Origin of the sequence: Enterococcus sp. M190262 (assembly GCF_005843965.1) — a bacterium.
In the GTDB taxonomy this organism is placed as follows: Bacteria; Bacillota; Bacilli; order Lactobacillales; family Enterococcaceae; genus Enterococcus_D; species Enterococcus_D gallinarum.
On record NZ_CP040461.1, the window covers coordinates 2,463,946 to 2,479,269 of the forward strand.

The following is a 15,324-nucleotide window of genomic DNA, read 5'->3' on the forward strand; positions in this document are numbered from 1 at the left end:
TCTTGTAAATGATTTCTCTCTGAATGAGTCAATGGCCAAAGATCCCTGTGAAAACCGATTATTTCTGCTTTCAGCAGGCAGTCTTTCTTAAAAGTGAAGGTCAAAAACAGCGACTATAGCCACAACAACTGCAGCAACTACTTGGTAACTTAAGTTTTTAAACAAAAAACTTTTCCAAAAACATCAGCACCAAGGCAGAGCTGTTTCTGGAAAAGCGATCTTTCGTTGCAATTATTTTGTAGCGGCCCGTTTGAACACAGGAATCTCATTGTTCGAGCCATAATCATTCATAGTGATTCCTTTTAAGTGAGTCATATCTTCTTCTGAAATTGCAAAAGACACATCAGCGTTGTTCTTCATATGTTCCATGGATACTGTTTTTGGTAAAGGAAGGAGATCTAGTTGGAGGCAATAGCGAATCGCTAGCTGCGGTACTGAAACGTGATATTTTTCAGCCATAGCGGTAATTTCATGATTTGCCATCATTTCTCCATGAGCAATCGGAGAGTAAGCCTCCACAAGCAGATGATTTTTTTGACAATAGTCGATCAAGTCGAAGGGGGTATGACCAATATGGGCTAAAATTTGATTGACCATTGGTTTGATCGTACCGTAATCAAATAAGTTTTGTAAGTCTGCTTTTTCAAAATTTGAGACCCCAATTGCCCGGATTTTTCCTTCTTTGTAGGCATCTTCCAGCGCTTGCCAAGCGGCGACATTTCCTTCAAAGTAATGCTCATCCTCTTGGAAGGCAGCCCATGGTTTCGGACTATGAATGATCATCAAATCAATGTAATCCAATCCTAAACGATCCAATGAGGCGTTGATTGCATCTGTGGCTTCAGCGTAATTTTTGATTTCAGCTGCCAATTTCGTCGTTACGAATAATTCTTGGCGATTGATGCCAGACGAGCGAATGCCTTCACCAACCCCACGTTCATTTTGATATGCTTGGGCAGTGTCAATATGGCGATAACCGACTTCAATCGCTTTTTTTACAGCTTCAGCCGCTTTACTATCTTCAATCATCCATGTACCATAACCAATTTTAGGAATCGACACACCATTTGATAGCGTAAATGTTTCATTCATCATGTTATTTCCCTCTTTTTTTTTGTACTAAATCTAGCATACTACTTCACCTGGACTTTAAGGCAAGAAAAAAGTTTCAGTAATAAAATATAGGGAAAGTGACCAGAAAGAATGGGTCAGAAGAACAAAAGGTAAGTGTTTAATTTTTTTTAGAAGAAAATGTTTCTTGAACCTTTGACAGAAATACTTGAGCAGCTTGAGAAAATGTCTGATGCTTTTTCCAAATAAGATTCACTCTGGCGGTGAAAGCAGGGGACAATGGGATAAAAGTTAAGGGAGTTCCTTTGGTATTCACGATTCCCGCCAAACATAAGGCACAGCCAGCTCCACTTTGAACCAAAAGAGAAGCATTGTAGAGCAAATTGTACGTACCTACGATTTGGTGCGCTGAAATCGACTGTCCCAGCCAATCTGTCAACTGTTGGTTCACCTGTGTTTGACGAGAAACAAGAAGAGGGACCTTCGCTAGATCGGATGCAGAAATCGCTGATTTAGTCGCCAATGGGTGATCTTCCCGGAGTAACAATCCCCAGTGATCTTGATGGGGCAGCTGAAGATACTCATATTTTTGCTTGTCGACAGGATCGATCACTAAGCCAAAATCGAGCAATCCACGATTGATTCTGTCTAATACATCATCTGCGTTCCCACTATAGATATGCGTGAGGACGGCAGGATGTTTTTTTTGGAAAGCGGTGATGATTTCAGCCAGCAAACGAAAGGCTTCTGTTTCGCCACCGCCAATCGTAAGCTCACCGCTGATATGTTCTTTCGTAGTAAGATTGGCCTTCGTCGTAGATACCAATTGCTGGATCTCCTTGGCTCGTTCGTAGAAATAGCGACCTTCATCTGTCAATCGAATTTCTCGGCTACCTCTTTCAAATAACCTGGTTCCTAACTCAGCTTCTAATTCTTGTAATTGCTTAGAAAGGGTAGGTTGGGATAGGTGCAATGTTTGGGCAGCTCTGGTAATGGTGCCTTCTCGGACCACCGCCAAAAAATAGTTGATCACACGTAGTTCCATCTCCTCGTCCTCCGTTTGATTATTTGTATTATAACTTTAAGGAATTATTCTATATTCATATTAAGTATTAGTTATCTTTATTTTAACGGAGTATGCTAAAGTCAACAACTTTGAATGAAATGAGGCAATAAATATGGATCGTGCTTTTCAACAACAACTAGTCAATCGTGAACTTTTAGCAGACGCACCAATTTTTCAACGAATCCACCAATACAAAGAATACAATGAGCGGATGGTTCGAGAAATGAATCAAGGGTACCATTCAGCTGACAAAATCAGAGCGTATCTCGAGCAGATCACTGGTGAAAAGATTGATGCGTCCGTAACAGTCAATACGCCCTTTTATACAGATTATGGACGACATATCCAATTTGGTCGGAATGTCTATCTTAATATTAATGTGACTTTTGTGGACTTAGGTGGTATTTTTATTAAAGACCATGTATTGATCGGACCTGGTGCTCGTCTGATAACTGTCAACCATCTGACTGATCCGAAGAAGCGTCGTGGGTTATGGGTGGCACCTATTGTCATCAAGAAAAATGCATGGATTGGTGCAAATGCGACGATTTTACCGGGAGTAACGGTAGGAGAAAATGCCATCGTGGCAGCAGATGCGACGGTAACCAAAGACGTTCCTGCCAATGTGGTCGTAGCTGGCACACCAGCAAAAATCGTCAAAACGATCGCTTGACGGGACTGTGTCATAAGTCATCATTCAACAAGTTAAACCGATTCCTATGCTATTGCTCTAGACTCCTACTTTTGCGACGAAGAGTCCCTGCACCGCAGAAGCAATAATAGTTTCGGATAGTGTTACTAGAAGACTTATGGCACAGCCACATAAGAGGACAACAAAGTCATTAAAGGAGTGTAGTCGAATGACTATTTCAGAAGTAGCAAAAATCGTTTCATTGACCCCTGTAACTTTAAGGTATTACGAGCGGGTGGGCTTATTGCCGCAAATCAAACGTACCAGCAATGGCGTACGGGATTATTCAGAAGAAGATATCCAATGGATTGATTTTATTAAATGCATGCGCAGCGCCGGTTTATCAGTGGAATCTTTGATTGAATACAATGATTTGTATCAGCAAGGGGAAAGAACGAAAGAAGCTCGCAAACAACTATTGACCGAGGAACGTGAAAATCTACGCCAACGTTTCGAGGAATTAAAAGAGACATTGAGTCGATTGGACGGCAAAATTCAGCGTTACGAACAACAATGAAAAAAAGGATTGTCGCAAGCCTAGAAGAGGGCCTGGGACAATCCTTTTTTCGATCATTGAAAGTCTGTTATTGTTGTTGGTATTTATCAATAGTCAAGGGTTGGTTTTCCGGTAATAATTCATAGTTTAATTGATTGGAAACATCGTCATGAATAATATGCAGAATTTGATTGGATTCATTGATGGGTCCAAGACTGATGATCGTGAATCGATCATCGACCACTTCCAAATTTTGCAGGACCCCGGTAAAGACTTTGCGAATATGGTGAGCGATCCGAATTTTTTCCTCTGCTTTTTCTACCGCTTTTGTTAATGTAAAGCCTTCATCAAGGAAACGTTTGATCAACTCAACTTTGATCACCGTGGGCAGTCGATATTTACGTGGCGCATTTTCTTCTTGAGGAACGGATTGGATAAGGCCTTTTTGTTCCCAGTAACGCAATTGACGCGGAGAGATTTCACACATTCGGCTCAGCTCGCTGATCCCTACCAGCAAATTGTCATTTTCTAATAATTTACGAAAGGTTTGAGACATGCTTTCTCCATTCTTGTAAAGGTATTTGTTTATATTGTAACTTGTTTTACTTTTGTGTCAAGTAGGTTGACAAATAAGTGAGAAAGTTTTAAAGTGTATAGTGCTGTTGAAAAATTTTGTGAAAAGAGTGTGAAATATGACAAATAATCGTCCTTTAGATATATACGGTAAACCGTACAATCGTTCTTTATTGGTTGTCGTTTTGCTGATCGGTACGTTTTGTACAGTATTGAATCAAACATTACTGACGACTGCCTTTCCAACCTTGATGAATGCCTTCGATATTACGGCTTCTGATGTTCAATGGTTGACGACCGGATTCTTGCTTGTTAATGGGATCATGATTCCAATTACCGCTTGGCTGATTAATAAATTCAATTCGAAAAATTTGTATTTAACTGCCATGACGATTTTCTTAATTGGTACAATTGCTTGTTTTGCAGCACCTAATTTTTCGATCTTACTATTAGGTCGTTTGATTCAAGCTGCCGGTGTTGGTATCTCCATGCCGTTGTTGCAAAATATCATGTTATCGATCTTTCCGCCAGAAAAACGCGGTTCTGCAATGGGAATGTCGGGGATCGTTATTGGGTTGGCACCAGCTTTAGGCCCAACACTATCCGGCTGGATCATTGACCACTATACTTGGCGCTATTTGTTTGGAATGGTCATTCCAATCGTTATTTTAGTATTGATCTTAGCTGTCTTCTTGATGAAGAGTGTTATCGAGCTGTCTCATCCGAAAATTGATATTTATTCTGCCATTCTTTCAACCATCGGTTTCGGAACATTGTTGTATGGTTTTTCCAGTGTCGGAGACAAGGGCTGGGGAAGCGTGGAGGTCATTAGTTTCTTAGTAGTTGGGGTCTTGTTTATCGCCTTTTTTGCTTGGCGACAATTGCACATCGAGCATCCATTTTTGGAATTACGCGTCTTTTCATCGAAAACATTCACATTAGCGGCCATTCTTTCAGGTGTGACCAATATGGCCATGGTGGGCGCAGAAATGGTCTTGCCTTTATATATCCAAAATATTCGGGGAGAATCTGCCTTTCATTCTGGTTTGATGCTTTTACCTGGGGCATTGGTAATGGGGGCGATGATGCCGATCACTGGGGCAATTTTTGATAAGTATGGGGCAAAGCGTTTAGCTATTACCGGTATGTTCATTTTGACTGCTGCAACATTGCCTTTTGCCTTTTTAACAAAAGACACACCGATCTTGCATATCGTCATTCTTTATGCGATTCGTATGTTTGGGATTTCCATGGTTATGATGCCAGTTACTACTTCTGGTATGAATGCTTTGCCAGGAAACTTGATCAGTCATGGTACAGCAGTTAATAATACTTTCCGTCAAGTTGCCAGCTCAATTGGAACGGCGATTTTGATCAGTGTCTTATCAAATGTAACCAAAGGAAATCTTCCAAGTGATGGCTTGTTGAAGGCAACACCGCTTGCTTACAAAGAAAAAGCGATCGAAGCAACGCTTTCTGGTTATCATGCTGCTTTTTATGTCGCTGTTGTCTTTGGCTTTTTAGGCTTTTTGATTGCCTTTGCATTGAAGAAAAAAGAGCCTCAGTTGACTGTTCTTAAAGGAGGTGACGGCAAATGATGTTAGTGATTGTCGTCATCAGTGTAATTGCCTTTGCGTTATTAAATGTTTTTGCCAAAAATAAAGTCCAAACTGTTATTTCACTTCTCTTTGGTTTGGTTTTTGTCTTAAGCTTAACAGCAATGATGGCCAATCTATCCGCACATTTTGGGATGGAAAAAACCACCACAACGACTACACAGCCGTTAGTTTCAAGCAGTGACAATGATCAGTTGCCAATGCTGTTGTATCAACCTTTGGGTGATGGAACTGAGAAAATCTATTTGTACCGCACAGATGAGTCGCAAAAGAAACCAAAACAAACAAGAATGGACCATGTGACGAATCATGTCGTCGAAGATGCCAAATCGGCACAAAAAGAAACGAAAACGACCCGTTGGACGTATAAAAATGATTTTTATCGTTTCTTGTTTGGAATAGCTGGGAATGATGAAGAGTTTATTCGTGAAAAGAATACGTTCTCTCTTCCAGATTCTTGGACTCTCTTAACTGTTGATCAAGCGAAAAAACTAGCCAGTCTTGTTGAAAACCAACAAGAAGCGATGAAAACAGAAGCACAAACTTTTGTTCAAGAGAAGATGCAAGCCGCTTTGATGGCTGACCCAACAATGGATGCGGCGGAACAAAAAGCAAAAATCAGTCAATTCACTGCAGAATATCAAAAAGAAGCAATAGCAAAACTGATTGAAGAAGCAAAAAAAGAATAAAAAAATCCCTCTGCAACTAGAGTGATTGAACCATTCGCCAAAAGTTAGCCATAAAAGCTAACTTTTGGGAGTGATTCACTCTCTTGGAGCAGAGGGATTTTTTGTTGATTAAAAAGTGAACTGCTCAATGCGATCAAAGGCTTCTCTTAGCATTGGCATTGATTGCGTAGCAGCTAAACGGACATAATGATCACCAGTCGTCTCACCAAAAGCTTTACCGGGAATCATTAGCACGCTAGTATCTTTTAAAAGTTTTTCAACGAAAGTAACAGAATCCAAGCCAGTTTTTTCTATGTTGATGAAGGCATACATACTTCCTTTGACAGGAGACAAAGAAAGAAAAGGAATAGTAGCGACTCGTTGCTGAATGTAACTTAGCCGTTTTTTGAAGGTTTCTACGACTGCTGGAACAAGTTCGTCGTAGTGATTCAACGCATAGATTCCCGCTCGTTGTGAGGGGGTAGGAGCAGAATAAGCAATACTTTCATTAATCAACTTGGCTGTCTGATTGATGGATAAAGGAGCGATCATGTAACCAATCCGCCAGCCAGTCATAGCAAAAGCTTTTGAAAAACTGCTAAAAGTAATCGTCCGTTCAGGCGCAAAAGTGGCCATAGGAACAAACTCTTCCATAAAACAAAAGGCTTCGTACACTTCATCTGACAAGATCAACAAATCATTTTCTTCGGCAACTTCAGCAATTGCTTTAAAAGTTGTCGGCGAAAAGACAGCACCAGTGGGATTGTTGGGAGAATTAATGATAATGGCTTTTGTTTTGTCGGTAATCGCTGCTTTTAATACATCAATAGCGATCTGAAAACCATCTTTTTCAAAGGTAGGGATGAAAACCGGGCTTCCGCCAGCCATTTCTACTTGCTGCTTATAAGGAGAAAAGTAAGGCTCATGGATAATTACTTCATCTCCAGGATCCAAGATCGCGCACAAGGCAAGATACATGCCATGTAACGCACCAACTGAGGCCCGTACTTGATCGTTGGCGAAAGTCAATCCATAATGGTTCTGATAAAAATCGACCACGGCTTGAATAAAATCGGCACTGCCATCAGAAGCCGTGTATTTTGTATGTCCATTTTTGACGTCCGTAAAAGCGGCAGCAATGATCGACTGATCAGTAATCAAATCAGGATCGCCGATGGACAGATCTATCAAATTTGGTGTTTTCTTGGCAATCGTTGCAATGTCCATTAGTAGATTTTCTTCGGGTGTTTGAAATCGTTGTGCAATCATCGACTGTTTCATAGGCTCATCTCCATTTTTTATAGTACTTTTCTTAAAAAATCTTGTGTGCGGCTATTTTGCGGATGGTCAAAGATCGCTTCAGGTGTTCCTTGTTCTTGAATGATACCGTCAGCCATAAAGATCACGCGATCCGCTACTTGCTTGGCAAAGCCCATCTCATGAGTCACAACGACCATCGTCATGCCTTTCTCGGCAAGTGCCTGCATCACCGCTAATACTTCACCAACCATCTCCGGATCAAGTGCAGAAGTCGGCTCATCAAAAAGCATCACATCTGGATCCATAGCCAACGCACGAGCAATAGCTACTCGCTGCTGTTGCCCACCAGATAAACTTGCTGGATAGCTAGTCGCTTTGTCTGCTAATCCAACTTGTTCCAAAAGTGCGTAGGCTTTTTTCTCAGCGGTCTCTTGATCTTGTTTTTTTACTTTTATGGGGCTGATGGTGATGTTCTCCAAAACAGTTTTATGAGGAAATAGATTAAAGTTTTGGAATACCATACCCATTTTTTGACGAATTTGATCGATCACAATCTCTTTAGCCAAAAGATCGTTTCCTTCAAATTCGATTTGACCACTGGTAGGTTGTTCTAAAAGATTCAAACAACGCAGAAAAGTACTTTTGCCGCTTCCAGAAGGTCCTATGATCACAACGACTTTACCCGTGGAGATTTCAAGATCGATCTCTTTCAGAACTTCTGTCGCACCAAAATTTTTTAAAAGTTTTTTTACGCTAATCACTTGTTTTCATTCTCCTTTCTGCAACTCCTAGTAATCGTGAAAGAGCAAAAGTCAAGACAAAATAAATCAAGGAAACAATCACGTATGGTAGGAAAGGTTTGAAACTGGCACCTTGGACGACCCCTGTTTGGAAGATCAATTCGGAGACACCAATGACAGAGACAACAGAAGACTCTTTGATGACTGTCACAAATTCATTGCCGAGAGCAGGTAAAATGTTCTTGATGGCTTGCGGAAAAATAATGAAGCGCATCGCTTGAACTTGATTCATTCCTAATGAACGGGCTGCCTCCAACTGACCTTTGTTGACCGCATTGATCCCCGCACGAATGATTTCAGCCACATAGGCGGCACTATTAAGTGCAAGAGCGATACAACCTGCCGTTAATTTGGATAAATCCAGACCTAGTACGCCAGTCCCAAAATAAACGATAAAGATCTGTACTAAGAGCGGGGTACCTCTCACGTATTCAATATAAACAATCGCAATCCAACGCAAAATTTTTGACGCAGAAAGTTTCATAAATGCCAGTAGACTACCAGCAATCGAGCCAAAGAGTACACCGACAAAGGCTAAAAAAATAGTATAACCGGCTCCTGAGAGATAAAAGGGCAGATATTTGCTAAAGAAGCCTTCTTCAGGTGCTCCTGTTTCTTCATTGAACATTAGAGCATAGGCTTCATCTTGATATTGACTCAATAGATCGTTATCGACAATCGTCTTGATGGAAGCATTGATTTTTTCCAGGAGCAGCGGCGCCTCTTTTGAAATAGCAATTGCTGTTTCTTTCGTACCTTTCTCAAAGACCACATCGTCGGCAATTGCTAAGTTATCATTTGATTGAACATAGGCTTCCGCCACAGGACCTTCCATCACAACAGCATCCACTTTTTTTGAGTTTAAATTTGTGATCAGATCCGGAACTTTTTGCAAAGAGGTTACAAGTGAGCCGGACAACTCATTTTTAGCTAATTCTTCTTGTGTGGTTTGTTTTTGAGCACCGACAGCTAAACCATTGAAATCTGCTGTTGATTGAAACCGGTTCTGATCTTCTTTTCGAACAATCACTTTTTGTTGGACTTCCATATAAGTGTCAGAAAAGTTGACTTCCTTTTTACGTTCATCGGTAGCAGCCATCCCCGAAATGACAAGATCGATTTTTCCAGTTTTTAATGCTCCTAACAGCGCATCGAAACCTAATTCTTCAATTTTAAGATCGACACCTAGATCATCAGCGATTTTTTTGGCAATTGATAGATCAAAGCCGACAATTTCGTCTTTGCCATCAATCGTGGTATGAAATTCATAGGGGGCATAATCCGCAGATAAGCCAACGATCAATGCGCCATTTTGTTTTATTTTTTCATAGACGGGATCTGTTGTTTCAGCGTGTACCAGTTTTGTGGTAACACAAAAGAACAGGACGATCAGTATCATTGTTGAAGCGAACCATTTACACATCTTTTTCATTCAATTACTCCTTTTTTTGTTTTAAAATACAATAATAGCTTGAATTATGTATAAAAATACAACAAACGTTAGAAATATCGTATCATACCTTTTTGGGAAGTCAATCCCTTTCTTGGAAAAATCACGAAATATATTTGAGTTTTCAGAAAAAACAGTGTTTTCTATAAGTTTACAGGTTGAATTGTTTTTTACAAATTTGTAATATAAGAAAATTTATTTCAGAAAATTTCCGGAAATTATGAAATATTTAAGATTCATTCGGCTTTTTTGATTAGCTTAAAAGAAACTTGTAACAGTTAATCGATCTTCTGTTTACTATTAAAGCCTTATTTAGCAAGGTTTTAAGTATTTCTATTTTTTATTTGGTACGTTATTTAATTTCTTTTATCAAAGTGAAATATTTCGTCATCGAACTGTTACCAAGGACTTAACGTATCTTGCTATTATTTATCAAGTCGTTACGACGAAAACTTACATAGAGCGAGGGAAATAAAATTTATGAAATCAATTAAAACATTCGTATTAACTACAGCCACAATTGCTGGTTTTGCTGCATTAAGTACAACTGCTAACGCAGACGAAATCAAACACGTGGTGAAATCTGATGACACATTATCTGGTCTTTCTTTAAAATACTTTGGTAATTTAGATCATATTGATCAAATTGCAAAAGACAACAAACTGAAAGATCCTAACATCATCTATGATGGTACAACTCTGATTATTGACACCGACAAAAAAGTATCATCAGATAACCAAGCAAGTGAACAACCTGCAAAAGAAACCACACAAGCAGAAGACCAATCTGCCAACGAAAACCAATCTGAATCTGCAGCAAGCAGCTATTCTGGAACAACGATGACGATGGAAGCAACAGCATATAGTTCTGATCCAGCAGATGTTTTAGGCGGCGGAACTGTGACAGCTACCGGCCAAAACTTGTTGGAAAATCCGATGGCAGTTGCGGTGGACCCATCTGTGATCCCTCTAGGCACAAGACTTTATGTTGAAGGTTATGGAGAAGCCATCGCCAGCGATACCGGTGGTGCGATCAAGGGAAATATCATCGACGTGCATTTCCCAAAAAATGCACAATGCGAACAATGGGGCCGTCGGACCGTTCAAGTAACGATTCTTGATTAATTTCTCCAAATTTTAAGAACAGACCCATGCACGTATGAGGCTAGGGCATAAGTAAAAACAGTCAGAAAGATTTACGAGAGGACAGTTGTTCCTTAAAGATCGGGTCTGGCTCAACTTATGCCTAGCCTTTTTGTATACTCAGATAAAAAAGGATGCCTCTGTGAACTTTGCCCAAGACATTTTGCTTTTTTCTTGAGATAATGAATCAAAGAGGAGGCGTTCAAGTGAAGGTAGTATTGATACGGCATGGCGAAAGCGAAGCAAATTTTGAAAACTATTGGACGGGCTGGCTGGATGTGGCCTTGACAGCAAAGGGTCGGGAACAGGCTTGGCAAGCGGGAGAAAAAATCAAAGAATTGGGTATTTCTTTTGATGTAGCATTTGCTTCTTATCTTCAGCGAACCATCATCACCTGCAACACTGTTTTGGAAGCAAGCGCTCAATTGTGGGTACCTACCTATAAGACATGGCGGTTGAATGAACGACATTACGGACAGTTAGTCGGTGTCAATAAAGATGAAATGGTTGCTCGTTATGGAAAAGGTCAAGTCCAAAAGTGGCGACGAGGGTATAATGAACCGCCGCTGTATGTTTCAGAAAATCATTTTGATCGTCGTTATGACGACTTAGATCCACGCTTGATTCCTAAAGGAGAAAACCTAGGAATGGTCGTTGAAAGGATCACCCCTTTTTGGTCGGATGATGTTGTTCCCTTCATTCGATCAGGAAAAAATGTCTTGATCACAGGCCATGGCAATAGTTTGCGGGCTTTAGTGAAGTATTTGGAGAATGTACCTGAAGAAGAAGTCGACAAAATCGATGTCCCCAATGCAGAGCCAATCATTTATACCTTTGATTCACAAGCTGTTTTACAAGAACGGCTGGGATAAAGACGAACATTATTACTAAAAACCGCGCTTTCGTATGAAGTTTCATCGAAAGTGCAGTTTTCTTATGCTATAATAAGAAAAATTTTATGAAAGGCGGGCTCTTATGAAAGCAGTATTGACCGTTATTGGAAAAGACAAGGTAGGGATCATCGCAGGCGTCAGCCAACTATTGGCAGAATTAGACATCAATATCCTCGATGTTTCACAAACCATCATGGAAGAATACTTTACGATGATGATGTTATTATCGATGGAGGCAAATGCAGATTTTGAAACGATTCGTGAGCAATTGCATACCAAAGGCGAAACACTAGGTGTTAAAATCAGTATTCAAAACCAAGAAATTTTTGATACCATGCATAAATTATAGGAGGGCTTCTATGGAAATCAATCAAATACTAGAAACCATTCGCATGGTTGAAGAAGAAAATCTTGATATTCGTACCATTACAATGGGAATCTCTCTTTTAGACTGTATTGATGCCGATATCGATCAGATGTGCGAAAAAATCTATCAAAAAATTACGACAAAAGCCAAGAACTTGGTGCGAGTTGGCGAACAAATCGAAACAGAATATGGTATTCCAATCATCAACAAACGAATCTCTGTTACCCCGATTGCCATTGTTGTGGCAGCCAGTCAACCGACGCCACAAGACTGTGTGAAGGTAGCTAAAACATTGGATCGGGCAGCTGAGACAGTAGGGGTCAATTTCATCGGTGGCTACAGTGCTCTGGTTGAAAAAGGGTATCAAGGCGGTGATTTAGCATTGATCCAATCGATTCCAGAAGCGCTGGCAGCAACGAACTTTGTCTGTTCTTCGGTCAATATTGGATCAACCAAAGCTGGAATCAATATGGATGCTGTTCGGTTAATGGGGGAAACAGTCAACCAAACGGCTGAAGCTTCAGATATGGGATGTGCGAAATTAGTTGTTTTTGCAAACGCAGTGGAAGACAACCCGTTTATGGCCGGTGCTTTTCACGGTGTCGGAGAAGCAGATGTCGAGATTAATGTAGGCGTCAGCGGTCCTGGAGTGGTCAAGCGTGCGCTTGAAAAAGTCAAAGGAGAATCTTTTGACGTCGTTGCAGAAACAGTCAAAAAAACGGCTTTCAAAATAACCCGTATGGGGCAACTCGTCGGACGGGTAGCTTCAGAGCGTTTAGGGGTTCCTTTTGGGATCGTCGATCTTTCTTTAGCACCTACTCCGGCTGTAGGGGATAGTGTGGCGCTCATCTTGGAAGAAATGGGTCTGGAATCCGTTGGAACTCACGGGACAACGGCTGCATTGGCGTTGTTGAACGACGCCGTCAAAAAAGGCGGCGTCATGGCCTGCAATCATGTTGGTGGTTTATCGGGTGCTTTCATCCCGGTTTCAGAAGATGCAGGCATGATCAAAGCAGTTGAAAGTGGTTTGTTGAATCTAGAAAAGTTAGAAGCGATGACAGCAATTTGCTCGGTGGGCTTAGACATGATCGCAATTCCTGGAGATACTACTGCAGAAACGATTGCTGCGATGATTGCTGATGAAGCAGCAATCGGCGTCATCAACCATAAAACAACGGCGGTACGTATCATTCCGGCTAAAGAAAAACAAGTAGGAGACCGAATCGAATTTGGTGGTTTACTAGGCACAGCACCTGTTATGAAAGTTAATCCAGCTAAATCTGCTGACTTTATTCAGCGAGGCGGCCGAATTCCTGCGCCGATTCATTCTTTCAAAAACTGATCATCTTCTGAAACTGCGATATAAGGAACACACAAAATCAAATGCTCTCGATTGGACGAAAAGGTGATTACTTTTCGAACATTCGCTCATAAAGACCTAATGGTATTTTGGAGGGGATGCTAGTAAAAAAATCGGACATTTTGTTTAGTGTAGCACTTAGTTCGCAGTTTCTTCTTTGTGATCTAAGGCTTTAGCCCTATGCTGATCATCTGGAAATAATATACAATTAACGTAATTTTATACAGATAGGGGTGTCAAGAATGAAAAAGAGGGTAGTGGGCAGCTCCATACTGGTAGTGATCGTCATGTTCGTGCTACTTGTTCCCCAAAAAGTATTTGGTCAAAGTTTTGTGAAGGATAATGCAGGGGTCCTCTCAGCAGAGACAATCGCAAAAATCAATCAATTAAACCAAGAGAGGTTCCAAACGTTGCCAGGAAGTCCAGAATACGCTGTTGTCACGCTTAAAAACTTAGACGGCCAAACGATCGAGACAGTAACCAATCAGTTATTTGATGAATACAGTTTTGGTCAATCCGCGTATAACAATGGCTTAGTCTTTGTGTTTGCCATCGAGGACCGGGAATTTCGTTTAGGCTATGGGGATGGCTTAACGTATATTTTTTCTGATTTGTCAGATGATGACCTGATCGATGAAGATACAAAAGATCTTTTGCGTGATGAAGACTATGATCAAGCTGTTTTAAATGCTTCTGATCGCGTCTATGAGGAAATGAAAACAGCGGACGAAACGGTTGGTCTGAACAAAATTTATGCGGATGGGCAACAGCTACTGGCAGAAAAAAAGGCCCGAGAAGCCGCAGAGTCAAAGAAATTCTGGTTGCTGTTTTGGCAACTTGTTAGTTCAGTTAGTGCATTGATTATTGCAGCTATTAGCGGAGTGATAGGCTGGCGCAAGCGCCAAACGAAGAAAAGTTTTCAAGCAGCCAATGTGATTCCTCCTCATATTCATTCGGATCCAGCGTTTGATGAAAAGGCTTTTTACAGATGGGCAAGTAAAAGAAGGAATTATCAGACCTTCAATCACTATATTGTTGCTGGAGAGTGTTTGAAGGCGTTAAAAATGTACCTGCTTAGTGAAGTTATTCCGAGGCAATTAGCTGAGTTTGAAAGAATCAGTCCGCAACCAGCTAGAAACCAAATGATTCAACAAGCATTGAAAAATCCGCAGTTGGCCGATCAATTCGTGCAAGAATATATGAAAGATCATAAAAATTTGAAGATCTTTGGGCAAGAGTTAGCCCAAGGCCATGACACATTGCGAACCTATGAAACACAATTGCAGCGGCAACTCAAGGAACAATTACGAGATTATGATTTAACTGGAGATATTCTTGCAGAAAATGCTTATTTGATTCCACAGTATAAAAAAGAGATTCAGCAGTTGGCGGAAGAAGAAATTCAGCGGCGTAGTCTCAACAACGATTATTTGGCTATGCTGCTTACGAAGGAAAAGACGTATCCTGAAATGGTGCAGACGAGTTCTCAGGAAATAGCTAGCTTGATTGATTCTGTTAAAACGGATGCTTTGTTTACTATCGATCTCCATGAAGTATATAAAAATCATCCAGATCTACAAAAACAAGTAGGTGATTTTTCGGGGGAAGATCGTTCAGAACTATTGAATAATGCTCGTCGTGAATACAATCCAACCACTATGGATCAATCTTTAGTTTATTTGTTACTCATCAATCATGTCACGCGACAAGAACAGGTCATCGCAGAGAGTAAAAGCTCGGATAGTGATTTCGGTGGCTTTGGCGGTGGGTCCAGTAGTGGGGGCGGAATTTCCGGAAGCTGGTAATTTTTAAGGGCTGTGACAAAAGGTTGTCATAGCTCTTTTTTCGAACGCACGGTAAGCGGTCGCTT

Annotated in this window: 15 protein-coding genes; 9 read left to right on the top strand and 6 right to left on the bottom strand. The window is 40.7% G+C overall.

All coding sequences use genetic code 11. The features are described from left to right. Positions 1 to 231: 231 nt before the first annotated feature. Together FE005_RS11560 and FE005_RS11565 are read right to left on the bottom strand one after the other, a co-directional pair. Positions 232 to 1,095 (bottom strand): aldo/keto reductase, encoded by an 864-nt coding sequence (locus FE005_RS11560; protein WP_138371814.1) that lies wholly within the window; start codon positions 1,093 to 1,095, stop codon positions 232 to 234. 136 nt (positions 1,096 to 1,231) lie between these two features. After that, on the bottom strand, positions 1,232 to 2,116 hold the full coding sequence (locus tag FE005_RS11565) for a LysR family transcriptional regulator (RefSeq protein WP_123836343.1): 885 nt from the start codon (positions 2,114 to 2,116) through the stop codon (positions 1,232 to 1,234). Between the two features lie 133 nt (positions 2,117 to 2,249). On the opposite strand from FE005_RS11565, the gene FE005_RS11570 reads away from it, so the two are divergent. Both FE005_RS11570 and FE005_RS11575 read left to right on the top strand, forming a co-directional pair. Then, positions 2,250 to 2,810, top strand: coding sequence for a sugar O-acetyltransferase (locus FE005_RS11570; RefSeq protein ID WP_103300078.1), 561 nt, complete (start codon positions 2,250 to 2,252; stop codon positions 2,808 to 2,810). Between the two features lie 187 nt (positions 2,811 to 2,997). Then, positions 2,998 to 3,345, top strand: a complete 348-nt coding sequence (locus FE005_RS11575) for a MerR family transcriptional regulator (protein ID WP_138371815.1) — start codon at positions 2,998 to 3,000, stop codon at positions 3,343 to 3,345. Positions 3,346 to 3,412: 67 nt separating this feature from the next. Here the strand turns inward: FE005_RS11575 and FE005_RS11580 are convergent, their stop codons facing one another. After that, on the bottom strand, positions 3,413 to 3,880 hold the full coding sequence (locus FE005_RS11580) for a MerR family transcriptional regulator (RefSeq protein WP_138371816.1): 468 nt from the start codon (positions 3,878 to 3,880) through the stop codon (positions 3,413 to 3,415). A gap of 136 nt (positions 3,881 to 4,016) precedes the next feature. Here FE005_RS11580 and FE005_RS11585 point away from each other — a divergent pair, with 136 nt between their 5' ends. Beyond that, a complete protein-coding gene (locus FE005_RS11585; protein WP_138371817.1) occupies positions 4,017 to 5,495 on the top strand; it encodes an MDR family MFS transporter in 1,479 nt (492 codons plus the stop codon). Further along, positions 5,492 to 6,202, top strand: coding sequence for a DUF4811 domain-containing protein (locus FE005_RS11590; RefSeq protein WP_138371818.1), 711 nt, complete (start codon positions 5,492 to 5,494; stop codon positions 6,200 to 6,202). Before FE005_RS11585 ends, FE005_RS11590 begins: the two co-directional genes overlap by 4 nt. A 108-nt stretch (positions 6,203 to 6,310) precedes the next feature. Here the strand turns inward: FE005_RS11590 and FE005_RS11595 are convergent, their stop codons facing one another. The 3 genes from FE005_RS11595 to FE005_RS11605 are packed head-to-tail and all read right to left on the bottom strand — an operon-like array spanning position 6,311 to position 9,673. Then, positions 6,311 to 7,462 carry a pyridoxal phosphate-dependent aminotransferase gene (locus tag FE005_RS11595; protein WP_060815126.1) on the bottom strand — a complete coding sequence of 384 codons (1,152 nt, stop codon included), beginning with the start codon at positions 7,460 to 7,462 and terminating at the stop codon, positions 6,311 to 6,313. A 17-nt stretch (positions 7,463 to 7,479) separates the two neighbouring features. Further along, positions 7,480 to 8,202, bottom strand: a complete 723-nt coding sequence (locus tag FE005_RS11600; protein WP_138371819.1) for an amino acid ABC transporter ATP-binding protein — start codon at positions 8,200 to 8,202, stop codon at positions 7,480 to 7,482. Further along, positions 8,195 to 9,673: an ABC transporter permease subunit gene (locus FE005_RS11605; protein WP_138371820.1), complete on the bottom strand. Its 1,479-nt coding sequence runs from the start codon at positions 9,671 to 9,673 to the stop codon at positions 8,195 to 8,197. The genes FE005_RS11600 and FE005_RS11605 overlap by 8 nt, the downstream gene beginning before the upstream one ends. Positions 9,674 to 10,171: 498 nt before the next feature. On the opposite strand from FE005_RS11605, the gene FE005_RS11610 reads away from it, so the two are divergent. The 5 genes from FE005_RS11610 to FE005_RS11630 all read left to right on the top strand — a co-directional run bounded on the left by FE005_RS11610 (position 10,172) and on the right by FE005_RS11630 (position 15,259). Beyond that, on the top strand, positions 10,172 to 10,816 hold the full coding sequence (locus FE005_RS11610; protein WP_138371821.1) for a 3D domain-containing protein: 645 nt from the start codon (positions 10,172 to 10,174) through the stop codon (positions 10,814 to 10,816). 224 nt (positions 10,817 to 11,040) lie between these two features. Then, positions 11,041 to 11,706, top strand: a complete 666-nt coding sequence (locus FE005_RS11615; protein ID WP_021150912.1) for a 2,3-diphosphoglycerate-dependent phosphoglycerate mutase — start codon at positions 11,041 to 11,043, stop codon at positions 11,704 to 11,706. 103 nt (positions 11,707 to 11,809) lie between these two features. Beyond that, positions 11,810 to 12,076, top strand: coding sequence for an ACT domain-containing protein (locus FE005_RS11620; protein WP_003127269.1), 267 nt, complete (start codon positions 11,810 to 11,812; stop codon positions 12,074 to 12,076). Positions 12,077 to 12,086: 10 nt separating this feature from the next. Next, positions 12,087 to 13,436 (top strand): PFL family protein, encoded by a 1,350-nt coding sequence (locus tag FE005_RS11625; RefSeq protein ID WP_138371822.1) that lies wholly within the window; start codon positions 12,087 to 12,089, stop codon positions 13,434 to 13,436. Positions 13,437 to 13,696: 260 nt separating this feature from the next. Continuing rightward, the gene (locus FE005_RS11630) at positions 13,697 to 15,259 is read left to right on the top strand and encodes a YgcG family protein (RefSeq protein WP_138371823.1); all 1,563 of its coding nucleotides are present in this window, start codon (positions 13,697 to 13,699) and stop codon (positions 15,257 to 15,259) included. Positions 15,260 to 15,324: the final 65 nt, after the last annotated feature.